This window comes from Streptomyces viridosporus T7A (assembly GCF_008704515.1).
Taxonomy (GTDB): Bacteria; Actinomycetota; Actinomycetes; order Streptomycetales; family Streptomycetaceae; genus Streptomyces; species Streptomyces viridosporus.
This window is the reverse complement of sequence record NZ_CP023700.1, coordinates 1,558,880-1,580,339: the sequence shown is the minus strand read 5'-3', so window position 1 is coordinate 1,580,339 and position 21,460 is coordinate 1,558,880. Positions and strand designations below refer to the sequence as shown.

At 74.8% G+C, this 21,460-nt stretch carries 21 protein-coding genes; 6 read left to right on the top strand and 15 right to left on the bottom strand.

Annotated elements, in window-relative coordinates; all coding sequences use genetic code 11:
• Positions 1-42: 42 nt before the first annotated feature.
• The 4 genes from CP969_RS07430 to CP969_RS07415 all read right to left on the bottom strand — a co-directional run bounded on the left by CP969_RS07430 (position 43) and on the right by CP969_RS07415 (position 5,490).
• The gene (locus tag CP969_RS07430) at positions 43-1,338 is read right to left on the bottom strand and encodes a GNAT family N-acetyltransferase (RefSeq protein ID WP_026085356.1); all 1,296 of its coding nucleotides are present in this window, start codon (positions 1,336-1,338) and stop codon (positions 43-45) included.
• Between the two features lie 108 nt (positions 1,339-1,446).
• Positions 1,447-3,033 (bottom strand): alkaline phosphatase D family protein, encoded by a 1,587-nt coding sequence (locus CP969_RS07425; RefSeq protein ID WP_016827241.1) that lies wholly within the window; start codon positions 3,031-3,033, stop codon positions 1,447-1,449.
• A gap of 128 nt (positions 3,034-3,161) precedes the next feature.
• Positions 3,162-4,607, bottom strand: coding sequence for a MocR-like pyridoxine biosynthesis transcription factor PdxR (gene pdxR / locus CP969_RS07420; protein WP_016827242.1), 1,446 nt, complete (start codon positions 4,605-4,607; stop codon positions 3,162-3,164).
• 49 nt (positions 4,608-4,656) lie between these two features.
• Positions 4,657-5,490, bottom strand: coding sequence for an alpha/beta fold hydrolase (locus tag CP969_RS07415; protein ID WP_016827243.1), 834 nt, complete (start codon positions 5,488-5,490; stop codon positions 4,657-4,659).
• Between the two features lie 181 nt (positions 5,491-5,671).
• Between CP969_RS07415 and CP969_RS07410 the strand changes: the two genes are divergently transcribed.
• Together CP969_RS07410 and CP969_RS07405 are read left to right on the top strand one after the other, a co-directional pair.
• Positions 5,672-6,559, top strand: a complete 888-nt coding sequence (locus CP969_RS07410) for an RNA polymerase sigma-70 factor (protein WP_016827244.1) — start codon at positions 5,672-5,674, stop codon at positions 6,557-6,559.
• 210 nt (positions 6,560-6,769) lie between these two features.
• Positions 6,770-7,531: a GntR family transcriptional regulator gene (locus CP969_RS07405; RefSeq protein ID WP_004991075.1), complete on the top strand. Its 762-nt coding sequence runs from the start codon at positions 6,770-6,772 to the stop codon at positions 7,529-7,531.
• A 75-nt stretch (positions 7,532-7,606) separates the two neighbouring features.
• Here CP969_RS07405 and CP969_RS07400 read toward each other — a convergent pair whose 3' ends face one another.
• From CP969_RS07400 to CP969_RS07390, 3 genes are all read right to left on the bottom strand, one after another.
• On the bottom strand, positions 7,607-8,764 hold the full coding sequence (locus CP969_RS07400) for an ROK family transcriptional regulator (RefSeq protein ID WP_016827245.1): 1,158 nt from the start codon (positions 8,762-8,764) through the stop codon (positions 7,607-7,609).
• Between the two features lie 128 nt (positions 8,765-8,892).
• On the bottom strand, positions 8,893-9,555 hold the full coding sequence (locus CP969_RS07395; RefSeq protein WP_004991079.1) for a response regulator transcription factor: 663 nt from the start codon (positions 9,553-9,555) through the stop codon (positions 8,893-8,895).
• Positions 9,556-9,569: 14 nt separating this feature from the next.
• Complete coding sequence (locus tag CP969_RS07390) at positions 9,570-10,739, bottom strand: sensor histidine kinase (protein ID WP_016827247.1); 1,170 nt, start codon at positions 10,737-10,739, stop codon at positions 9,570-9,572.
• A 109-nt stretch (positions 10,740-10,848) separates the two neighbouring features.
• Between CP969_RS07390 and CP969_RS07385 the strand changes: the two genes are divergently transcribed.
• Complete coding sequence (locus CP969_RS07385; protein ID WP_016827248.1) at positions 10,849-11,769, top strand: ABC transporter ATP-binding protein; 921 nt, start codon at positions 10,849-10,851, stop codon at positions 11,767-11,769.
• Between the two features lie 2 nt (positions 11,770-11,771).
• Positions 11,772-12,494, top strand: coding sequence for an ABC transporter permease subunit (locus tag CP969_RS07380; RefSeq protein ID WP_016827249.1), 723 nt, complete (start codon positions 11,772-11,774; stop codon positions 12,492-12,494).
• A 266-nt stretch (positions 12,495-12,760) separates the two neighbouring features.
• On the opposite strand, the gene mug is transcribed toward CP969_RS07380, so the two are convergent.
• The 7 genes from mug to CP969_RS07345 form a co-directional block, all read right to left on the bottom strand.
• Complete coding sequence (gene mug / locus CP969_RS07375) at positions 12,761-13,258, bottom strand: G/U mismatch-specific DNA glycosylase (protein ID WP_016827250.1); 498 nt, start codon at positions 13,256-13,258, stop codon at positions 12,761-12,763.
• Positions 13,259-13,302: 44 nt separating this feature from the next.
• The gene (gene purB, locus CP969_RS07370) at positions 13,303-14,745 is read right to left on the bottom strand and encodes an adenylosuccinate lyase (protein ID WP_016827251.1); all 1,443 of its coding nucleotides are present in this window, start codon (positions 14,743-14,745) and stop codon (positions 13,303-13,305) included.
• A gap of 89 nt (positions 14,746-14,834) precedes the next feature.
• Positions 14,835-15,611, bottom strand: coding sequence for an SGNH/GDSL hydrolase family protein (locus CP969_RS07365; RefSeq protein WP_004991085.1), 777 nt, complete (start codon positions 15,609-15,611; stop codon positions 14,835-14,837).
• A gap of 82 nt (positions 15,612-15,693) precedes the next feature.
• On the bottom strand, positions 15,694-16,707 hold the full coding sequence (locus CP969_RS07360) for a hemolysin family protein (protein ID WP_004991086.1): 1,014 nt from the start codon (positions 16,705-16,707) through the stop codon (positions 15,694-15,696).
• The gene (locus CP969_RS07355; protein ID WP_016827252.1) at positions 16,704-18,143 is read right to left on the bottom strand and encodes a hemolysin family protein; all 1,440 of its coding nucleotides are present in this window, start codon (positions 18,141-18,143) and stop codon (positions 16,704-16,706) included. The genes CP969_RS07360 and CP969_RS07355 overlap by 4 nt, the downstream gene beginning before the upstream one ends.
• Before the next feature lie 159 nt (positions 18,144-18,302).
• Positions 18,303-18,764, bottom strand: a complete 462-nt coding sequence (locus CP969_RS07350) for a GNAT family N-acetyltransferase (protein ID WP_004991088.1) — start codon at positions 18,762-18,764, stop codon at positions 18,303-18,305.
• Positions 18,765-19,030: 266 nt separating this feature from the next.
• Entirely contained in the window at positions 19,031-19,861 is an 831-nt protein-coding gene (locus CP969_RS07345) for an ABC transporter ATP-binding protein (protein WP_004991089.1), read from the bottom strand.
• Between the two features lie 238 nt (positions 19,862-20,099).
• On the opposite strand from CP969_RS07345, the gene CP969_RS07340 reads away from it, so the two are divergent.
• Positions 20,100-20,369: a hypothetical protein gene (locus CP969_RS07340; protein ID WP_004991090.1), complete on the top strand. Its 270-nt coding sequence runs from the start codon at positions 20,100-20,102 to the stop codon at positions 20,367-20,369.
• Between the two features lie 4 nt (positions 20,370-20,373).
• Positions 20,374-20,748: a hypothetical protein gene (locus CP969_RS07335; protein WP_004991092.1), complete on the top strand. Its 375-nt coding sequence runs from the start codon at positions 20,374-20,376 to the stop codon at positions 20,746-20,748.
• Here the strand turns inward: CP969_RS07335 and CP969_RS07330 are convergent, their stop codons facing one another.
• Positions 20,749-21,441, bottom strand: a complete 693-nt coding sequence (locus CP969_RS07330) for a class I SAM-dependent methyltransferase (protein WP_016827253.1) — start codon at positions 21,439-21,441, stop codon at positions 20,749-20,751. It abuts the gene before it with no gap.
• Between the last annotated feature and the right edge of the window lie 19 nt (positions 21,442-21,460).

The following is a 21,460-nucleotide window of genomic DNA, read 5'->3' as shown; positions in this document are numbered from 1 at the left end:
GCGGGTCACGCCGGGCGGACCGAGGGGGCGCCGTACGGGGAGCTACGACCGGCCGATCCCCGTACGCGGGCCGCGGAGCTCGAAGAGGCGGCCCACGGCCGGCTCGGCGTCCAGGCGGGCCGTGAGGACCAGGGTGCCCTCCTCGATCTGGTAGTCGAGGGGGAGCCCGAGGCCGCGCATCGCGGCGACCATGCCGGTGTTGGAGGCCTGCGTCACGGCGTACACGGTGGCGCAGCCGGCCTCGGCGGCCAGGGCGACCAGCCGGGCGAGGAGTTCGCCGCCGACGCCCCGGCGCTGCCAGGCGTCCTCCACGATCAGCGCCACCTCGGTCTCGTCGCCGTCCCACAGCAGGTGGCCGAGGCCGACGACGCGGCCGGAGGCCGTCTGCGCGGCGAGCGTCCGCCCGAAGCGCGGACCGAGCAGGTGGTTCAGGTAGCGGTCCGCGTCGCCGACCGGCCCGTGGTACCGCATGCGCAGGGTTCGCTCCGAGCACCGCTCGTGCATCGCCCGCGCCGCCGGCAGGTCGCCGGTGTCCGCCCGGCGCACGGAGATGTCGCTGCCCTCGGGCAGCGTGAGCACGTCCCGGCCGCGCGGGATCCTCGGGCCGAGCCGGGCGTCCAGGTCCACCAGCGCCCGGGCCCGGGCGAACTCGGCCGGGGTGAACGGCAGACGGGGCCGCTCCACGGTGATCAGTCCGCCCTCCGGGGCGCGCAGCCGCATCACGGTGCCCTCCAGGGTCCCCTCCACCGGCACGGCCGGCGCCGTCCCGTGGCCGCCGAACGGTGCGGCGGGCAGGGAACGGATCGTGCACCGCCCCAGCAACTGGCGGAGCACCAGCGGAAGTTCGGAGGTGTCCTGGGCGGCGCGGGCGGCCAGCCCCAGCACCCGGGTCGGGGCGTCCACCAGGTCGTGGGCGTCGGCCCGCTCGATCCAGGTGTCCGCGCCCCCGGCGCGCGACACCGCTCCGGTGAGGTCGGACCCGGTCAGGCCGGCCGGGACCCGCAGCAGGAACTCGTCCACCGTGGCCCCGCCCAGCGGGTGCGTCTGCAGGCTGAGGATGTCGACGTGCCGCTCGGCCAGCGCCGTGCACAGCGCGGCCAGCGAACCCGGTGCGTCCTTCACCGTCGTCCGCATCCGCCACAGGGCGCCCTCCCCGGCCACCGCGGCGGGCGGCCGGGCGGCGCCGGTACCGCAGGCCGGTGGCGCGTGGCCGTGGCGGCGTGCCCACCACGTGCGGAACGCCGCCCGGCACAGTTCGGCGAGCCCGGCCGGGGTCCACCGGCGGTGCGTGGTGCGTCCGTGCCGGGCGTGGGTCGCTTCAGACATGTCTCGACTCATACCGCCACTGTGGAGGAATCGTGTTTCGCGACCACGAACGCACCGTGACTGGCGAGTAAAGACTCCTTATGTCTGTTTTTGTCGGGTCGTCGGCCGGTTGGTGTCGCGTCACTGACCGACCAGGCCCGGCTGCAGCCTCTTGGTGTACAGCACGGTGCCGTCCTGCTCCCGCAACCGCACCGTCAGCACGCCGCTGTCGCCGTCGATGTCCACCTCGCCGAAGTACTGGTGGCCGCCGGCGGGCGAGACGTTCGACGCGGTGGGCGCCTTCACGAACACCCGCTCCGGGCCGAAGGTGCCGTCGAGCGCGACGGCCGGGAAGGCGCCCGCGTTCAACGGGCCGGAGACGAACTCCCAGAACGGCTCGAAGTCGCCGAACGCGGCCCGCGAGGGCTGGTAGTGCTGGGCCGAGGTGTGGTGCACGTCGGCCGTCAGCCACACCGTGCCGGTGATCCGCCGGTGCTTGACGAACCGCAGCAGCTCCGCGATCTGCAGCTCCCGCCCCAGCGGCGCCCCCGGGTCGCCCTGGGCGACCGCCTCGACGTTCTGCCGCCCCTCGGTGGTGTCGGGCACGACGAGACCGATCGGCATGTCGGCGGCGATCACCTTCCACACCGCCCGCGACCGCGCCAGCTCCCGCTCGAGCCACTCCAGTTGCTCGCGCCCGAGGATGCCCTGCGGGTCGACGACCTGGTCGCCGGGGGAGTTGGCGCCCCGGTACGTCCGCATGTCCAGCACGAACACGTCGAGCAGCGGCCCCTGCCGCAGGACCCGGTACACCCGCCCCTCCCGGGCGCCCGGCCGCGGCGTGGACATCGGGAAGTACTCGCCGAACGCGCGCCGCGCCCGGGCCGCCAGCACGTCGACGCTCTTCTCGGTGTACCGGGCGTCCGTGTCCGCGATCCGCTGGCCGGGGTACCAGTTGTTGCGCACCTCGTGGTCGTCCCACTGCACGACGGACGGCACGTGGGCGTTGAACCGGCGCAGGTTCTCGTCGAGCAGGTTGTAGCGGAAGGCGCCCCGGAACTCGGCGAGGGTCTCGGCGACCTTGGACTTCTCCTCGGTGGTGATGTTCCGCCAGGTGCCGCCGTCCGGCAGGGCCGCGGTGGCGGCGATGGGACCGTCGGCGTAGACGGTGTCGCCGCTGAACAGGAAGAAGTCCGGGTCGAGCCGTGCCATCGCGTCGAAGATGCGGTAGCCGCCGAGGTCGGGGTTGATGCCCCAGCCCTGTCCGGCCAGGTCGCCCGACCACACGAACCGCACACCGTCGCGCCGCCGCGCCGCCGCCGTGCGGAACGTGCCGGTGACCGGCTCCCCGGTGCGGCGCGGGTCGTCGGGGTCGGCGAGCAGCACGCGGTAGTGGATCCGCTCGCCGGGCGGCAGCCCGTGCAGCCGGGTGGTACCGGTGAAGTCCGTGCCCGCGCCGAGCAGCGGGCCGTGCCACCGGTGCGGACGGCGGAACGACTCGGTCGCCGACGTCTCGACGATCATCCGGGCCGGACGGTCGGAACGCACCCACACCAGTGCGGAGTCACGGGTCACGTCGCCCGTCTGCACGCCCCAGGCGGCCCGCGGGCGACCGGACCGGGCGAAGGCGGGCGCCGTGCCGAGCGCGGTGGGCAGGGTCAGGGCCGCCGAGGCCGCGAGGGAGCCGCGCAGGACCGCGCGGCGGTCGGGGAGCGGACGGTGGGACATGGATGCGCCTCCAGGTACGGGTTCCGGCCGGTCGGTGTGCGCTGCCACACCTACGGGGGCGACGAGGCTCGCACGCGAACCCCGGGTGAACAACCGTGCGGCGGCGGTGAGTCGACGCGCCCCGGCCCTCAGCCGGTGACGGCCTCGGCCATCAGGCGCACCCCCTCGTGGATCCGTGCGGGCGGCACGTGCGCGTAGCCCAGCACGAGCCGCACGCCCCCGTCCGCCCCGTCGTCGTGGGCCGCGCCGGTGCGCGCGTGGTCCGCGAGCGGGCGCACCGCCGCACCGGCCCCCGCCACGCGTGCGAGGAAGCGCTCCCGCGGCCCGTACCGCCGAGGCAGCGAGGCGATGACGTGCAGCCCCGCCGCGATCCCGGACACCTCGGCGCCCGGGAAGTGCGCGCCCAGGGCGGCGACCAGGGCGTCGCGCCGCTCGCGGTAGGCGCGCAGGCAGCGGCGCAGCTGGCGGTCGTAGTCGCCGCGCTCCAGGAACCGCGCGAACAGCGCCTGGTCCAGGGCCGGATGGCCGAGGTCCATGGTCCGCTTGCGCTCCACCACCTCCTCGGTCCACGACCGCGGCACCAGCAGCCAGCCGAGCCGCAGCCCCGGGGCGAGGGACTTGCTGACCGAGCCGGTGTACGCCACGTGCTCGGGGTCGAGTCCCTGCAGCGCGCCGACGGGCGCGCGGTCGTAGCGGAAGTCGCCGTCGTAGTCGTCCTCGAGGACGATCCCGTCCACGGACCGCACCCAGTCGAGCAGTTCGGCCCGGCGCCGCGCGGAGTAGGCGATGCCGGTGGGGAACTGGTGCGCCGGCGTCACGACGACCGCCCGTACCCCCGACGCCCGCAACGGCTCCATGGCGAGCCCCTCCCCGTCCACGGGCACGGGCACGGCGGAGACCCCGGACGAGGCGTACAGGGCGTCGTGCTGCGGGCTTCCGGGGTCCTCCACGCCGACCGTGCGCAGCCCGCGCGCGCGGAGCGCGGAGCCGAGCAGCGTCGTCGCCTGCGCGACCCCGGAGACCACCACGATCCGCTCGGGATCGGCCACCACGCCCCGGCGTCGTACGAGCAGTTCGGCCAGCGCCGTGCGCAACCGGGGCAGGCCGCGCGGATCGGGGTACCCCAGCTCCCGGTGCGGGAGGTCCGCCAGCACGCTGCGCTGCGCCGCGGCCCAGGCGGAGCGCGGGAACAGCGACAGGTCGGGGGTGCCGGGGACGAAGTCGGCGCGGGCGCCCGAGGAGCGCGGGGCGAGGTCGTGCGCGCGCGGCCGGGCGGCCCGTACCGCGTCTCCCACCCATGTCCCGGCGCCCCGGCCGGAGCGCAGGTAGCCCTCCGCGGTCAACTGCTCGTACGCCGTGGTGATCAGCCCGCGCGACACCCCGAGGTCGGCGGCCAGGTCACGGCTCGACGGCAGCCGGGTCCCCGGCGCCAGCCGGCCCGACCGCACCGCCTCGCGCAGCGCCGCCTGCAGGGAACGGCCCCGCGCGCGTGCCGGTGCGGAGGCGGCGGGCAGGAGCAACTCCCAGGCGGGGGAGGCAAGGTCCCCGTCGGAGTCGGTGTGCGGTGGCGTCATGACAGGGACCCTAGGGGGCCGGCCGTCCGCGGGAGCCGCCGGGCGGCCTTCAGCGGCGGCTGCCGTCGAGGAGGACGCGCGCGACCAGCGCCGGGTCGTCGTTCATCGGGACGTGGCCGCAGCCGGGCAGCCGGACCAGCCGGGCCCCGGGGATGGTCCGCTTGGCGCGGACGCCCTGCCGGGGGACGAGCAGCCGGTCGCGGGCGCCCCAGGCGACGGTCACGGGGATGCCGGGCACGTCGTCGGTGAACCGCACGGTGGTGCCCGCGCGGAGGGTCTCGGTGAAGCCGGTGGCACCGGCGAGCGCGAGCGTCTCGGCGACCACGGCCTCGGGCGAACGGCGCCCCGGGCGGGCGTAGATGGTGCTGGTCAGCGCCGCCCGGCCGGCTGCCGAGCGGGCGAGGCGCCGGACCAGCGGCAGCGGCATCCGCTCCGCGACCCGCCGCATGCCGATCAGCACGGCGAAGGCGTACCGCCGCTCGGCCGGGGTCCAGAAACCGGCCGGGGACAGCGCGGTGACGGACCGGACGAGCTTCTCGCGGCCCATGCCCAGGGCCAGCAGGCCGCCGAGCGAGTTGCCCGCGACATGCGGCCGGTCCAGTTCCAGCGCCGCGCACAGGGCGCCGAGCGCGGCGTTCATGGTCGGCAGGTCGTGGGTGAGGCCGTCGGGCAGCGCGGGGGAGGCGCCGAAACCGGGCAGGTCCACGGCGATCACCTCCCGCTCGGTCGCCAGGATGTCCACCACCGGGTCCCAGGCCTGCCGGTGGTGCCCGATGCCGTGCAGCAGGAGCAGCGGTTCACCGCGGCCCACGCGCGCGTAGGACAGGGTCACGGGCTGCGGACCGAGGGGGGAGGTGACCTCGAAGGAGACGGTCGCGGACATGGGGGTGCTCCTCGTCTGGGACTCGCGGGATCGGACGCCGCCTGACGGCGTAGACAGCTTGTCAGCAATTGCTACCCACGGGTAGCCCCTTGCCCCCGCGGGTCCCGCCACCGGTGACCCGCCCGCCGGGGCGCACCGGTTCCGCCTGGACACGGCCGCGCGGGTCGGCTGGGATGGTGCGGTGACCACCGACGCCATGGCCGACGTCTTCGAGGAGCACCGTCCCGTTCTCCTGGGAGTCGCCTACCGCATGCTGGGCCGGGTCGCCGACGCGGAGGACGTGGTCCAGGACGCGTGGCTGCGCTGGTCGGGCGGCGACCGGTCCGGGGTGCGCGAGCCGCGCGGCTACCTGGTGCGCATCACCACCCGCCTCGCCCTCGACCGGCTGCGCCGGATCAAGGCACGCGGGGAGACCTACGTCGGCCCGTGGCTGCCGGAGCCGTACCCCACCGACTTCGGCGACACCGCCCCGGACGCCGCCGAGCGGGCCGTGCTCGCCGACTCCGTCTCCCTCGCCGTCCTCGTCGTCCTGGAGTCCCTGTCGCCGCTGGAACGCGCGGTCTTCGTGCTGCGGGAGGCGTTCGGCTACCCGTACGCCGACATCGCGGCCATGCTCGACCGCGGCGAGCCCGCCGTGCGCCAACTCGCCGGGCGCGCCCGCCGGCACGTCGAGGAGCGGCGCCCGCGCTACGAGGTCGACCCCGTGCGGCGCCGCGACCTCACCGAGCGGTTCCTGGCCGCGGCGGCCGGCGGCGACCTGGCGGCGATGATGGACCTGCTCGCCCCGGACGTGCGTCTCGTCGGCGACAGCGGCGGCAAGTCGCGCGCCCCGCTGCGGGTCCTGCACAGCGCCGACAAGGTGGGCCGCTTCCTCCACGGCACCGCCCGCAAGGGCGTCGCGGACCTCTCCTTCCGCTTCCTGGAGCTCAACGGCGGCCCCGCGGTGCTCGTCCTGTCCGGCGACGAGCCCGACTCCGTCTTCCAGCTCGACGTCGCCGACGGACGCGTCCGGACGGTGTACGTCATCCGCAACCCCGACAAGCTGCGGCACCTGGCCGCCGCCCGGTGACCTGACGTCCGCACACCGAGGCCCCCGCCGCGGCGGGGGCCCCGACGCGTCCCGGACGCTTCGTGGCCGTTCGATCACGCCACGCGCAAGCGGACCGGGATTGGTATTGACCAAGGGTGAGGGGCGCCCTATCGTCGCTGACAAGTGAAACAACCTTTAATAAACAAGGGCGCTAAAACGCCGCCGGACACGGCGATCGCGGAGGACAGGGTGGGGACCACGCAGCTGGAAACGGTGCCGGAACCGAAGTACTGGCACCTCAGGACCGTGCTCAGCGAGGCGCTGGACTCGGAGTTCTCCGTGGGCGAGATCCTGCCCAACGAGCGCGACCTCGCCGCCCGCTTCGGCGTCGCCCGGGCCACGCTCCGGCAGGCGCTGGAACAGCTCGAACTGGAGGGCAGGCTGCAGCGCCGCCGCGGTGTGGGCACGACCGTCGCGCCGCCGCGCATGGGCGTGTCCGTCGGCACGGCACAGCACGCCTGGCCGGGCGGGCCGGACGACGCCTGGCAGCCCCTCGACTGCGTGCTCGAGGTGCCGCCCGCGGCCGTCGCCGAGGCCCTGGTGACCGGCCGTGAGGAGCCCGTGCACATCGTGCGCCGCTCCCGCGTGTCGCACGGTCAGCCCGTCGCCGCCGAGCTGCTCCACATCCCGGCCGGATCGGTGCCCGACCTCTCCGGCATCGACGCACCGTCCGGCGCGGCCCGCGCGCGTGCGGTGCTGCGCGAACTGCAGCGCCTGGAACTGGAGCGGCAGGAGAACGCCGTGGAGCTCGGCTCCGCCCGCGCGGACGACGCCAGGGAACTGGACCGCCTGCCCGGCGCGCCCGTCCTCGTCGTCACCACCCGCTTCATCGCCCGGGGCCGCACCGCCGCGCTCTCCGTGGCCACCTACCGCGCGGACACCTGCCGGCTGACCTTCGGCGACTTCGGCGGCGTGGAGATCCACCACGGACCCGAGCGCGCCGCCTCCTGAGGACCGCCGCGTCCCGGCCCCGCCGCGCTCCCGGGCGCGACGGGGCCGGCGGGCCGCCACCGGCGCACCGGCTCCTCACCGACGCGCCGTCACCGTGCCGTCCACCGCGAAGAGCTGCTCCTCCACGTGGTCCAGGGCGAGCCGCAGCGCGCCCGTCGCCACCGCCGCCTCCCCGAGGAGGGACAGGGCGACCCTCGGCGGGCGCAGGCAGTAGCGGGCCAGTTCACGGCGCAGCGGCTCCAGGACCCCGTCCAGGCCGGCCGCCCAGCCGCCGATCACCACCAGTTCCGGGTCGAGGGCCAGCACCAGCGCCGCCACGTCGTGCACGAGCCGCCGGGTGAAGCGGTCCACCGCCGCGAGCGCCCGCCGGTCGCCCTCGCGGGCCCGGGCGAAGACCTCGGCGACCGCCTGCTCGTCGAGCGGGTGCAGCGGCTCGTCCGTGGTGGACAGCAGCGTCTCCGGAGTCGCCTCCCGGCCCAGCAGGTGCAGCGCCCCGATCTCACCGGCCGCCCCGCTGTACCCCCGGTGCAGCCGCCCGCCGATCAGCGAACCGGCTCCCGGGCTCAGCCCGGCCAGCACGAACACCACGTCGCAGGTCTCCTTGGCGGCGCCCTTCCAGTGCTCGGCGACGACGGCCGCGTTGGCGTCGTTCTCCACCAGCACCGGGCACTTGAAGGACCGGCGCAGCCGCTCCCCGAGGCCCAGCCCCGTCCATCCGGGCAGCGCCGTGCCCAGCCGCACCGTCCCGTCGGCCTCGACGATGCCCGGCGTGCCCACGCCCACGGCCCGCAGGGAGCCGCGCGCGACACCGGCCCGGCGCAGTAGCTCGGCGACGGCGGTGCGCAGCCGCTCCAGCCGCTCGTCGGCCCCGACCGTCTCGTCGACGTCCCTGGCCTGGGCGCCGATCACCCGGCCGTCCAGGTCGGCCAGCAGCGCGGCCACCCGGTGCACGCCGATCTCCAGGCCCAGCAGGTGCCCGGCCTCCGCACGGAAGCGGAACCGCCGCGCCGGCCGCCCCTGCCGCCGTGCGGCCCCCTCCTCGGCCGCCTTCTCGACGACGAGGCCCGCCTCGATGAGCCCTTCCACGACGCCCTCGACGGTCGGCCGGGACAGACCCGTCACCCGGGTGACCTCGGTCAGCGTCGCGCAGTCCGTGGCCCGCAACGCGTGCAGCACCACCGCGGAGTTGATCCTTCGCAGCAGCGAGGGGTCCCCCCCGGTCAGCCGACCCACCGTCCGTCCTCCCAGCTCATGCGCGTGTGGGCCGGATGGTACTCGGCACGGCGCGCCCCGGCGACCTCCGGGCGGAACCCCGCGGTCCGCCCCAGGGGCAACGGCTCCGACCCGCCCCGGGACGCGACTCATCCCGGCGCCACGAACCCCGACTCGTACGCCGCGATCACCGCCTGCGTGCGGTCGCGCGCCCCGAGCTTCGCCAGTACGGCGCTCACGTGCGACTTCACCGTCTCCGTGCTCACCACCAGCCGGGCGGCGATCTCCGCGTTCGACAGCCCCCGGGCCATCAGCCGCAGCACCTCCGCCTCGCGCTCGGTCAGCCGCGCCCGCTCCAGCACGTCCCGCGCCGCGCGGTTGCCGCCGTCGTCGCCGTACTCGGCCGCGAGCCGGCGCACCGAGGCGGGGAACAGCAGCGACTCGCCCTCGGCGACCAGCCGCACCGCGTGCACGATCTCCGCCGGCCGCGCCCGCTTCAGCAGGAACCCGTCGGCCCCGGCACGCAGCGCCTCGTAGACGTACTCGTCGTTCTCGAACGTCGTCACCACGAGGATCTTCGGCGGCTCCTCGACCGTCCGCAGCAGCGCGCGCGTGGCCTCGATCCCGTCCAGCAGCGGCATGCGCACGTCCATGGCGACCACGTCCGGCCGCAGCCGCCGCACCAGCGGGATCACCGCCGCCCCGTCGGCCGCCTCCCCGACCACCTCGATGTCGGGCTGCGCCTCCAGCACGGCACGCAGCCCCGCGCGCACGAGGGGCTCGTCGTCGACGAGCAGAACGGTGACCGGCATCCGGTCAGCCTAGATCAACGCATCTCGGCACCGGACAGCGGCAGTTCGACCCGCACCGCCCAGTCGTCCCGGTCCGGTCCGGTCCGTGCGCGGCCCCCGAGCAGCGCGGCGCGCTCCCGTATGCCGCGCAGCCCGCTGCCGCGCCCGGGGCCGGGCACGTCCCCCGGCAGCGGGTTGCGGACCTCCAGCAGCAGCGCACCGTCGGCGACGTGGATCCGAACCCGCACGGGGACCGCCCCCGCGTGCCGCAGCGCGTTGGTCAGCGACTCCTGCAGGATGCGGTAGCCCTCGCGGGAGATCGGGCCGGGCACGGTGCCCACCGGTCCGCTCACCTCGGCGTCGACCTCCGCCCCGGAGGCCCGGGCGGACTCCAGCAGGCGGTCCGCGTCCGCGAGCGTGGGCCGGCCGCTCACCGGCTTTTGCGCCTCGCGCAGGACGCCGAGGACCCGCTCCAGGTCCTCCAGGGCGGCCCGGCCGGTCTCCTCGATGGCGCCCAGCGCCCGGTCGGTGAAGGCGGGGTCGCCCGCCGCCCGCGCGGCACCGGCCTGCACGACGGCGACCGTCAGGGCGTGGCCGATGGAGTCGTGCAGCTCGCGTGCGATGCGGGTGCGCTCCAGGAGCTGTTCGGTCCTGGCCTCCAGGGCGGCCAGGCGTTCGGTGGGGGAGGGGCCGAGCAGACGGCGCGCGACGGCGGTGACCAGCTCGCCGAGCCCCACCACCACCGCGTACAGCAGGACCAGGAAGACCGGGATCAGCAGCGCGTAGGCCCAGTGCGGCGTCGCGTCCTCCAGCAAGGGGATGCCCCCCGGCGCGTGGCCCATGGCCATTTCGCCCGAGCCGTAGGCCAGGAGCGGCAGCCAGGTGGTGGTGATCCCCGTCACCACCGCCAGCCCCACCCGCGCCGCCAGCCACAGCACGGTCCGCCACCGGTCCGGCCAGGTCGCCGACGGCTCCTCGGAGAACTCCGACTCCCGCTCGTCGGGCGCCAGCAGCAGCCGGGCCTGTATCCCCTCGCCCCTGCGCACCACCGGAACCAGTCCCAGCGGGATCAGCACGAGCAGGGGCGCCCACGGGGCCGCCGGATAGATGAAGATCCATATGCTGAACGGCAGCGCGGTCACCCACAGATGCAGCATGCGGGTGTACGTCACCCCGCGCAGGAGCGGACGCAGGACGGTGGTCATCGCGTCATCGTGCCAGCCGCCACCGACGACCGGCCTCCCCCGCACGGGGGAGGGCCTCTCCCCGCCCGGGGGAGGTGCCGACCTCCGGTCCGCGGCCACGCTGAGGCACATGACCAGCATCGACGTCCAGAACCTCACCAAGGAGTACGGCACCCGGCGGGCCGTCGACGACCTCACCTTCCGCGTCCCGCCCGGCCGGGTCACCGGCTTCCTCGGCCCCAACGGCGCCGGCAAGTCCACCACCATGCGCCTGGTGCTCGGCCTCGACCGCCCGACGTCCGGCTCCGCCACCGTCGGCGGACGCGCCTACGCCACCCTCCCCGAGCCCCTGCGCCGGGTCGGCGCCCTGCTCGACGCGCAGGCCGCGCACGGCTCCCGCACCGGCCGCGACCACCTGCGCGTCCTGGCGGCGAGCAACCGCATCCCGGACCGCCGGGTCGACGAGGTGCTGGAGGAGACCGGCCTGGGACCGGTGGCCCGCCGCCGGGTGCGGACGTACTCCCTGGGCATGCGCCAGCGGCTGGGCATCGCCGCCGCGCTGCTCGGCGACCCGGAGGTCATCATGCTCGACGAGCCCTCCAACGGCCTGGACCCGGAGGGCATCGTGTGGATCCGCACCCTGCTGCGCCGCCTCGCGGACGAGGGACGGACCGTCCTGGTCTCCAGCCACCTGATGAACGAGACCGCCTCCTTCGCCGACCACCTGGTCGTCCTCGGGCGGGGCCGGCTGCTGGCCGACACCCCGGTGCGGGAGTTCATCCGCGCACGCGTGCGGCCCACCGTCCGCGTCCGCACCTGCGACCCCACCGCCCTCAAGGAGGCGCTCGCCCGGGAGGGCCACGCCATGGTGGAGCACCCGGACGGGCACTGGAGCGTGCCGGACGCGCGGGTGGACGACATCGGGCGCCTCGCCTCCGCCGCAGGGGTGCCGATCCTCGAACTCGCGGCGGACGAGGGCACGCTGGAGCAGGCCTATCTGGACCTGACCGCGGCCGAGACCGAGTTCACCGCACAGCCCCAGGAGGCCTGACCATGCAGTTCGCACCCGTACTCCGGTCCGAGTGGCTGAAGATCCGCACGCTCCGCTCGCTCCCCGGGGCCCTCCTGGCGCTGTTCGCCGTGACCACGGCGTTCTCCGCGCTCGCCGGCATCTCGGAGATGCCGGACGACTTCGACCCGCTGTACATCTCCCTGTCCGGCGTCATGCCGGGCCAGATCGCCGCGATCTCCTTCGGCACCATGGCCGTGTCGTCGGAGTTCCAGGGCGGCGCCCTGCGCGTCTCGCTGGCGGCTGTTCCGCGGCGCGGCCGCTGGTTCGCCGCCAAGGTGACGGCGATCGCCGTACCGGCGCTCGTCGCCGGGCTGCTGACCGCCCTCGCCGCGCTCCTCGCGGCACGCGCGGGACTGGGTTCCCTGGCGGACGGCCTCACCGGGGGCGAACAGGTGCGCGGGGTCGTGGGCTGCGGTGTCTACCTCATGCTGATGGCCCTGTTCGCCGCGGGCCTCACGGCCCTGCTGCGCAGCGGTGTGGCCACGCTGTCCGTGCTGATCCCGTTCATCGTCGTCGTGTCCTTCGTGATCGGCGACGCGGCCGGCCCCGTCGTCGACTTCCTGCCCGACCGGGCCGGACAGCTGGTCTTCCAGCAGACCCACGAGGGACCGCTGGGCCCCTGGTCGGGGCTCGCGGTGACCGCGCTGTGGACGGCCGCCGCGCTCCTGGCGGGGGCGTGGAGCCTGCGCCGCCGGGACGCCTGACCGGGAGCCGGACGCCGACAGCGGGGGTCGGGCCGCCGCGCGACGGTGCCGGAGACCGGCCGCGGCCTGCGAGGCACCGACCCCCGGATCCCGCGGACGGCCCCCGGATCCCGCGGACGGCCCTCGGAGACCCCGCGAGTGGTCCACGAAGCCCGCGCACGGCTCCTGAACCCCGCGCACGGCCCGCCGGGATCGGCGGAGGGGAGGAGAGGGGAGGGCGCTCGGGCCGCGGGCCCGGCGCGCCGCCCGCGCGCACGGTCCGGCGCCTACCGCTCCGCGGCCTCCCGCAGCCGTGCGAACTCCTCGGCCAGGGCCGCCGGCGTCCAGTGCGCGTTCAGCCCGCTCGGGTTGGGCAGCACCCACACCCGCGTGTCGCCGATCGTCCGCGTCTGCGGCCCCACCTTCGCCCCGCGGTCGTCGAACGCGGTCCGGTACGCGGTGACCCCCAGGACCGCCAGCCACCGCGGACGGAGCCGGGCCACCTTCAGGGCGAGCAGCCGTCCGCCCTCCCGGTACTCCTCGGCGCTCAGCTCGTCGGCCCGCGCGGTCGCCCGCGCCACGACGTTGGTGATGCCGAGCCCGTGGGACAGCAGCTCCTCCTGCTCCGCCGGCTTCAGCAGCCTCGGGGTGAAGCCGGAGCGGTGCAGTGCCGGCCAGAAGCGGTTGCCGGGGCGGGCGAAGTGGTGGCCGGTCGCGGCCGTCATCAGACCCGGGTTGATGCCGCAGAACAGCACGCGCAGGCCGTCCGCGGCCACGTCCGGCACCAGCCGGTCGCGGGCGGCCTGGAGCTCCTCGGGGGTGAAGCGACTCAGAGGATCGCCCCCGGGACGTAACCGGCGGCCTCCGGGCGCTGCTTCACGATCTCGTCGATGTGGCCGACCACGGCGGCGACCTGGTCGCCCGCCGCGCCCGTGAAGGACAGCTTGTCCGCCATCAGCGCTTCGAGCTCGTCGCGCCCGAGCGGCAGCCGCTCGTCGGCGGCGAGCTTGTCGAGCAGGTCGTTGCGCTCGGCGCCCTGCTCGCGCATGGCCAGGGCCGTGGCGACGGCGTTCTCCTTGATCGCCTCGTGCGCGACCTCGCGGCCGACCCCCGCGCGCACCGCGCCCATCAGCACCTTGGTGGTGGCCAGGAACGGCAGGTAGCGGTCCAGCTCCCGGGCCACGACGGCCGGGAAGGCGCCGAACTCGTCGAGCACCGTCAGGAACGTCTCCAGCAGGCCGTCGAGCGCGAAGAAGGCGTCCGGCAGCGCGACCCGGCGCACCACCGAGCAGGACACGTCGCCCTCGTTCCACTGGTCGCCCGCCAGCTCGCCGGTCATCGACGCGTAGCCGCGCAGGATCACCATCAGGCCGTTGACGCGCTCGCAGGAGCGGGTGTTCATCTTGTGCGGCATCGCGGAGGACCCGACCTGGCCCGGCTTGAAGCCCTCGGTGACCAGCTCGTGCCCGGCCATCAGCCGGATCGTCTTCGCCAGCGACGACGGCGCCGCGGCCAGCTGCACCAGCGCGGTCACCACCTCGTAGTCCAGGGAACGCGGATAGACCTGGCCGACCGAGGTGAACGCCTCGGTGAAGCCCAGGTGACCGGCGATCCGCCGCTCCAGCTCCGCCAGCCGATCCGCGTCGCCGCCGAGCAGGTCCAGCATGTCCTGCGCCGTTCCCACCGGGCCCTTGATGCCGCGCAGCGGGTAGCGGGCCAGCAGCTCCTCCACCCGGCCGTACGCGACGAGCAGTTCGTCGGCGGCGGTGGCGAACCGCTTGCCGAGGGTGGTGGCCTGCGCGGCCACGTTGTGCGAACGGCCGGCCACGACCAGCTCGCCGTACTCGCCGGCCAGCCTGCCCAGCCGGGCCAGCACGGCCACCGCGCGGTCGCGCACCAGCTCCAGCGAGAGCCGGACCTGCAGCTGCTCGACGTTCTCGGTGAGGTCGCGCGAGGTCATCCCCTTGTGCACGTGCTCGTGCCCGGCGAGGTCGTTGAACTCCTCGATCCGCGCCTTCACGTCGTGCCGCGTGACCTTCTCGCGCTCGGCGATCGAGGCCAGGTCGACCTGGTCGAGGACCCGCTCGTAGTCGGCGATCGCCGCGTCCGGCACCTCGATCCCGAGGTCCTTCTGGGCCCGCAGCACGGCGAGCCAGAGCCGGCGCTCCAGCCTCACCTTCTGCTCGGGGGACCAGAGCGTGGCGAGCTCGGCGGAGGCGTAGCGTCCGGCGAGGACGTTCGGGATACGGGGCTTGGCGGGCGCAGCAGTCACGTGTACGGAGTCTACTGGCGATTCGTGCAGGCCAGCGCCACCGGGTGGTTCGTCGGAAGCTCCAAGGGCCCGGCCGGGGGCCGGGACCGCTACCGGTCCCCGTACGGCAGCAGTTCGGGGCGCTTGGGCGGCAGGCCGTCGCCCGAGGAGCGGCCGGTGAGCCGGCGGCCGATCCACGGCAGCAGGTGCTGCCGGGCGAACCGGACGTCCGCGACCCGCCGGGCCGCCCAGCGCGGCGGCAGCGTCGCCTCCGGGGGCAGGTGCCACTCGGGGTCCTCGGGCGGGTAGCCGAGCGTCTGCCACACCGCTTCCGCGACCCTGCGGTGGCCCTCCGCGGTCAGGTGCAGCCGGTCCACGTCCCACAGCCGGGGGTCGGCGAGCGAGGGCGCCCCGTACAGGTCGACGACCAGCGCGCCGTGCCGCTCGGCGAGCTCGTCGACACAGGCGAACAGGGCCTCCATGCGCGGCCGGAAGCGCTCCAGGACCGGGCCCTGGCGGCCCGGGCTGCGCATCAGCACCAGCTGCTTGCAGTGCGGGGCCAGCCGCTCCACGGCCTCGGTCAGCAGGTCCCGCACCCGGCCCATGTCGCACTTGGGCCGCAGGGTGTCGTTGAGCCCGCCGACCAGGGTGACCACGTCGGCCCGCATGGCCGCCGCGGCCTCCACCTGCTCGTCGACGATCTGCCGGATCAGCTTGCCGCGCACCGCGAGGTTGGCGTACCGGAAACCGGGCTGGGCGGCCGCCATCCGCGCGGCCAGGAGATCGGCCCAGCCCCGGTACGTGCCGTCGGGCAGCCGGTCCGACATGCCCTCGGTGAAGGAGTCGCCGACGGCGACGAGGCTGGTGTGGGTGGGAATCGTCTGCATGGCGACAGAGATGCTATCCCGTGCACATACCCGCCGGTCGGTCGGCCTCCCCGCCCGGTTCCCCGCCCCGCCGCGTGCCCGCTCAGGCCCGCTGCCCGAACAGTTCCCGCAGGACGTCCTCCATCGTGACCAGCCCCGCCAGCCGCCCGTCGGCCCCGAGCACGGCCGCCAGGTGCGTACGGCTGCCCCGCATCGCGGTCAGGACGTCGTCCAGCGGTGTGCTCTCCCGCACGCGTGCGATGGGCCGCATGTCCCGCGGCCGGAACGGCAGGTCCCGGGGCGAGGCGTCGAGGGCGTCCTTCACGTGGAGGTAGCCGACGATCCGCCGCCCCTCGTCCACCACGGGGAAGCGGGAGAACCCGGACCGCACCGACAGCTCCTCCAGCCCTTCGGGAGTGACCCCCTCGCGTGCGTAGACCACGCGTTCCAGGGGCAGCACCACGTCCCGCACCGGACGGCGGCCCAGCTCCAGCGCGTCGTTCAGGCGTTCCCGCGCGCGTTCGTCGATCAGGCCGGCCTCGCCGGAGTCCCTCACGATCTGGGCCAGCTCGGCGTCCGAGAAGGACGCGACCACCTCGTTGCGCGCCTTGACCCGCAGCAGTTTCAGCAGGGTGTTGGCGAAGGCGTTGACCGTGAAGATCACCGGGCGCAGTGTCCGGGACAGCGCCACCAGGGGCGGTCCCAGCAGCAGCGCGCTGCGCACCGGCTCGGCGAGCGCGACGTTCTTCGGCACCATCTCGCCGAGCAGCATGTGCAGATACGTCGCGAGCGCCAGCGCGATCACGAAGGACACCGCGTGCCCCGCGCCCCGGGGGACACCCACCGCGTGGAACACCGGTTCCAGCAGGTGTGCGATGGCCGGCTCGGCGACGACGCCGAGGACCAGGGTGCACAGGGTGATGCCGAGCTGCGCGGCCGCCATCAGCGCGGACACGTGCTCCAGCCCCCACAGCACGCTCCTGGCGCGCCGGTCCCCCTGGTCGGCGTACGGCTCGATCTGGCTGCGGCGGACCGAGATCAGGGCGAACTCGGCGCCCACGAAGAAGGCGTTGACGACGAGGGTCGCCAGACCGATCAGCAGCTGTACGACGGTCATCGCCGCGCCCCCTTCCCGTCCGCCGCCCCGTCCGCCGCCCCGTTCGCCGTCCCGTCCGCCGTTCCGTCCGGCCGGGTGTGCGTCGTGGTGGGGGTGATCCCGTCCCTCCCCGGTTCGACGAGGGGCCAGGCGTCGGGAGGAGCGTGCATGAGGACGCGCGCCGCGCGGTGACCGGTGGACTCCAGCACCTCCAGCCGCCAGCCGGCGACCTGGAGGATGTCGCCGGCGGCCGGGATGCGGCCGAGTGCGGTCGCCACGAGCCCGGCGAGGGTCTCGTACGGCCCCTCCGGCACGCGCAGGCCGACCTGGGCGAGCTGGTCCACGCGGGCGGAGCCGTCGGCGGAGAAGAGCGCGCGCCCTTCCTCGTCGGTGCCCGTCCGGACGAGGTCGGGGGTCTCGTGCGGGTCGTGCTCGTCGCGGACCTCGCCGACGACCTCCTCGACGATGTCCTCCAGCGTGGCCACGCCCGCCGTGCCGCCGTACTCGTCGATCACCACGGCCATGGTGCGCCGCTCGGAGAGCCGGTCCAGCAACCGGTCGACGGTGAGCGACTCGGGCACCAGGAGCGGTTCGCGCATCATCTCGGACACGGGGACCCGCGCACGGCGCTCCGAGGGCACCGCCAGCACGTCCTTGACGTGCGCGGTCCCGACCACTGAGTCGAGGGTGCCGCGGTAGACGGGGAACCGGGACAGTCCGGTCGCCCGGGTCACGTTCGCCACGTCCTCACAGGTCGCCCCGGCCTCCAGGGCGATGACCTGGACGCGCGGGGTCATCACGTTCTCCGCGGTGAGGTCGGCGAGGTTCAGCGTGCGGACGAACAGTTCGGCGGTGTCCGGCTCCAGCGCGCCCTCCTTCGCGGAGTACCGGGCGAGCGCCGCGAGCTCCTGGGGGCCGCGCGCGGGCTCCAGCTCCTCGGTGGGCTCCACGCCGATGCGGCGCACTATGCGGTTGGCCGTGTTGTTCAGATGGGTGATGAAGGGACGGAAGGCGGCGCTGAACCAGCGCTGCGCGTTGCCCACCCGCTTGGCGACGGCCAGCGGCGACGAGATCGCCCAGTTCTTGGGCACCAGCTCGCCGACCACCATCAGGAACACGGTCGACAGGGCCGTGCCGATCACCAGGGCGAGGGAGCGCGCCGCCGAGCCGGAGACGCCGATGTCCTCCAGCGGGCCCGCGATCAGCGCCGCGATCGACGGTTCGGCGAGCATGCCGACCACCAGGTTGGTGACCGTGATGCCGAGCTGCGCCCCGGAGAGCTGGAAGGTCAGGTTCCGTACGGCCTTGAGCGCACCCTGAGCCCCCCGCTCGCCGCGCTCGACGGCACGCTCCAGCTCGCCGCGCTCGACCGTGGTGAGGGAGAACTCGGCCGCGACGAAGGCACCGCAGGCGAGGGAGAGCAGGATCGCCACCAGAAGGAGGAGCACTTCGGTCATCGGGTCACCTCCGTCCCATGGTCGGACAGGAGGAGGGCGGATGCGCGGCGTCGCGGACCGGGAGGCCCGCCCGAGGGCGGGCGCACACAACTTCTCATGGAGGACCGAGTGGCCCGCCGAGCGCAAAGGATCGGCAAAAAAGTGCCGTCGGGCCGTGGATCACCCGGTGAGCGGCTTCACCCAGCGACGCCACCGTTCCTCCGGCGCGTAGCCCGTGGCGCCCCAGGCGCGGTGCGCGGTCTCGTTGCGCTGGAGCACCATCGCGTCCGCACGCCGCCCGCCGAGCCGTACGAACCGCTCCTCCGCGGCGGCCAGCAGGGCGGAGGCGATCCCCCGGCGCCGGTGGTCCGGGTGCACCGCCAGCCGGTACAGATGGCAGCGCCAGCCGTCGAAGCCGGCGATCACCGTGCCGACCAGTTCCCCGCCCTCCCCTCCCGCCGGGCTCCGCTCGGGCGGGGGGACCGCCAGGGCGAGGATCAGCGCCTCGGGGTCGCGGGCGACCAGCCGCTCGACGCCGGTCCGGTCGTCGCTGATGCTCGTGCCCTCCGCGGCCACCTTCCAGAAGGCCAGTACGGTGTCGAGGTCCTCGGGCGCGGCGGCCCGTACGCGCAGTTCGGTCATGGGGTGATCACAGCACGCGGAGGCGTCGGTCACGCGGTGTTTCACCATGTGGACCATGGGGGCCAGTGGGCCATGGGGACCACGGGGACCACGGGGGCCGCGGCGGCTCATGGGGGCCGTGGTGGCTCGTTCGCGGGCGAGCGCCTCCGGCACGTCCATCCGCGAGGCCCGCGGCGCCGGCGGCAGTGCCGCCGCGGTGCCGAAGACCGTCCCGGAGCGCGGCCCTCGGTACGGTTCGGTCCAGGCCGGGGGCCGGACCGTCCGGCTCAGTCCTCGTCGGGGGCCGGGCCGTCCGGTCGGCGGGCTCCGCCGTCGAAGGAGGCGCGGAGCACGTCGAAGCGCTTCATCCGCTCCAGCACGGACTCCGCCGTGGGCCGCCGCATCTCATCGACGATCCGGCCGTCCGCCAGGAAGAGGACCAGGTCGGAGTGGGCGGCGGCGCCCGGATCGTGGGTGACCATCACGACGGTCTGGTGCAGCCGGTCCACGGCCTCCCGCAGGAAGCCGAGCACCTCCAGCCCGGCTCGCGAGTCGAGGTTGCCGGTCGGCTCGTCCGCGAAGACCAGCTCGGGCCGGGAGGCCAGCGCCCGTGCGCAGGCCACGCGCTGCTGCTGTCCGCCGGAGAGCTGGGCGGGCCGGTGCCGCAGCCGGTCCCGGAGCCCGAGGGTGTCGATGACCCGGTCCAGCCACTGCTGGTCGGGCCGCTGCCCCGCGATGCCCATCGGCAGGGTGATGTTCTCCAGCGCGTTCAGGGTCGGGATGAGGTTGAACGACTGGAACATGAACCCGATCCGGTCCCGGCGCAGCCGGGTCAGCTCACGGTCCCTCAAGCCCGTTGTCTCGGTCTCCCCGAGCCACACCTGTCCGGCCGAGACGGTGTCGAGCCCCGCCAGGCAGTGCATCAGCGTGGACTTCCCCGAACCCGACGGCCCCATCACCGCGGTGAACCGACCGCGCACGATGTCCACGTCCACCGAGTCCAGGGCGATCACGGCCGTCTCGCCCGAGCCGTACGCCTTGGTCAGACCGCGGGCGCGGGCCGCGATCCGGTCGGCCGGTGCGAGGCCCGGGGCGTGTTCCGCAGCAGGTGTGGACAAGGCCGCCTCCTTCGAGGGGACGTCGGGTCTGCTCGTCGCGCCCGAGGGTAGTGTGATGCGGCCCACATCCGGCATCCCCCGTGGGGCCGGACTCCTCTCCGCCCCAGGTCGGGTCCCCGGTGCCGGTGTAAGGGGCACGCACCTCGGGAGGGGGCACGCACCTCACGAAGGACGCCCGCCTCCCGGCGGGGGCCGGGCGCCCTTGCCGGTGCTAGCGCTTCGGCGCTAGCTTCGAGGTATGGCGAAGACCCAGTTGAACGTGCGCGTGGACGAGGGCACCGCCCGGGCGGCACGGGAACGTGCCCTGGCCCGCGGGATGAGCGTGAACCGCTACATCGAGGAACTGGTCCGGCAGGACACCGGCGAGGCCGGCCGCGCGTTCGTCGAGGCCGCCGCCGACTTCATGAAGCAGTACGAGGCCGTCTTCGCCGAGGAGTTCGACGGGGGACCCGCCGCCCGGGCGAGGGCGCGGAAGGACCGCGAGGACCCGCACGAAGGTCGCCCCTGAGCCCTTGAACGGCCTGCGCATCGACCTCGCCTGGCTGCTGATGCTCGCCGAGCAGCAGACCCCGGGAGACCCCCAGGTCACCGACTGGGGAGCCCTCGTCGCCGCCGTCGCGCGCCACCGGGCCGAGATATTCGACGTCCCGGTCTACGACAGCCCGCACGCCCGCGCCGCCGCCCTCCTCCAACTGCTGATCCACGTCCCGGCGCTGGAACGCTCCAACGCCCTGTTCGCCTCCGCCGTCGCGTACGCCTATCTCGTCGCCAGCGGCCTGAAGGTCGTCACCTCGCCGGAGCAGGTCCGTGACCTGGCCCGGCTGGTCAAGAGCGGCGAGGCGACCGTCGACGACATCGCGGCCGAACTGCGCCGCTGGAGCGAGTGATCAGCGCCCGGCGTCCGCCGCGTCGGCCGGCGGGCGCCACGCGACGCCGGTGACGCAGTAGGACTGGGGCAGCTTCGGCCCGTTCTCCGGCAGCAGCGTCCGCCGGTAGGGGCCGAGCTCGAACCCCGCCTCCCGCAGCGCGCCGACCGGGTCCCGCGCCAGGTGGCACCCACCGGCCAACGACGGCCACACCGTCCGGTCCAGCGCGCGCTGGGTGAAGGTCATGACCCGGCCGCCGCCCCGGCCGTGCTCGAAGAACCGCAGCTCGCCGCCCGGCCGCAGCACCCTCCTGAGCTCCGCGAGCGCCCGCCGCACGTCCCGCACACTGCACAGCACCAGGGAGAGCACCGCCGCGTCGAACGCCTCGCTCTTGACCGGCAGCGCCTCCGCCGCGCCCGGCGCCACGTCCACCGGCACCTGGGCGCGCAGGGCGGCCTCGACGGCCGACTTGCGCAGTATCCGCTCCGGTTCGATGGCGACGACCTCCGAGACGGTGCCCGGGTAGTGCGCGAAGTTCAGGCCGTTGCCCGCGCCCACCTCGATCACCCGCCCGGACAGCCCGCCGAGCAGCCGTCGGCGCACCCGCGCCATTCCCATGCGGGTCTCGGCGGCGGTACTGGCCCGGGCGTAGCAACGGGCGAACAACGGGTGGTGCACGGGATCCCGCACCACTTTCGCGGAGCCGGCGGACATGGCGGGTACCTCCCTGTTC

Excerpts from the sequence above, each read along its gene's own strand:
- CP969_RS07395 (WP_004991079.1), bottom strand. The coding sequence starts at position 9,555 with ATGCCGGTCACCGTTCTGCTCGTCGACGACGAGCCCCTCGTGCGCGCG.
- CP969_RS07365 (WP_004991085.1), bottom strand. The coding sequence starts at position 15,611 with ATGCAGACGATTCCCACCCACACCAGCCTCGTCGCCGTCGGCGACTCC.
- CP969_RS07360 (WP_004991086.1), bottom strand. The coding sequence starts at position 16,707 with ATGACCGTCGTACAGCTGCTGATCGGTCTGGCGACCCTCGTCGTCAAC.
- CP969_RS07430 (WP_026085356.1), bottom strand. The coding sequence starts at position 1,338 with ATGAGTCGAGACATGTCTGAAGCGACCCACGCCCGGCACGGACGCACC.
- CP969_RS07355 (WP_016827252.1), bottom strand. The coding sequence starts at position 18,143 with ATGACCGAAGTGCTCCTCCTTCTGGTGGCGATCCTGCTCTCCCTCGCC.
- CP969_RS07330 (WP_016827253.1), bottom strand. The coding sequence starts at position 21,441 with ATGTCCGCCGGCTCCGCGAAAGTGGTGCGGGATCCCGTGCACCACCCG.
- CP969_RS07385 (WP_016827248.1), top strand. The coding sequence starts at position 10,849 with ATGACCAGCATCGACGTCCAGAACCTCACCAAGGAGTACGGCACCCGG.
- pdxR (WP_016827242.1), bottom strand. The coding sequence starts at position 4,607 with ATGACGCCACCGCACACCGACTCCGACGGGGACCTTGCCTCCCCCGCC.
- CP969_RS07340 (WP_004991090.1), top strand. The coding sequence starts at position 20,100 with ATGGCGAAGACCCAGTTGAACGTGCGCGTGGACGAGGGCACCGCCCGG.
- CP969_RS07425 (WP_016827241.1), bottom strand. The coding sequence starts at position 3,033 with ATGTCCCACCGTCCGCTCCCCGACCGCCGCGCGGTCCTGCGCGGCTCC.
- CP969_RS07350 (WP_004991088.1), bottom strand. The coding sequence starts at position 18,764 with ATGACCGAACTGCGCGTACGGGCCGCCGCGCCCGAGGACCTCGACACC.
- CP969_RS07390 (WP_016827247.1), bottom strand. The coding sequence starts at position 10,739 with ATGACCACCGTCCTGCGTCCGCTCCTGCGCGGGGTGACGTACACCCGC.
- CP969_RS07415 (WP_016827243.1), bottom strand. The coding sequence starts at position 5,490 with ATGTCCGCGACCGTCTCCTTCGAGGTCACCTCCCCCCTCGGTCCGCAG.
- CP969_RS07380 (WP_016827249.1), top strand. The coding sequence starts at position 11,772 with ATGCAGTTCGCACCCGTACTCCGGTCCGAGTGGCTGAAGATCCGCACG.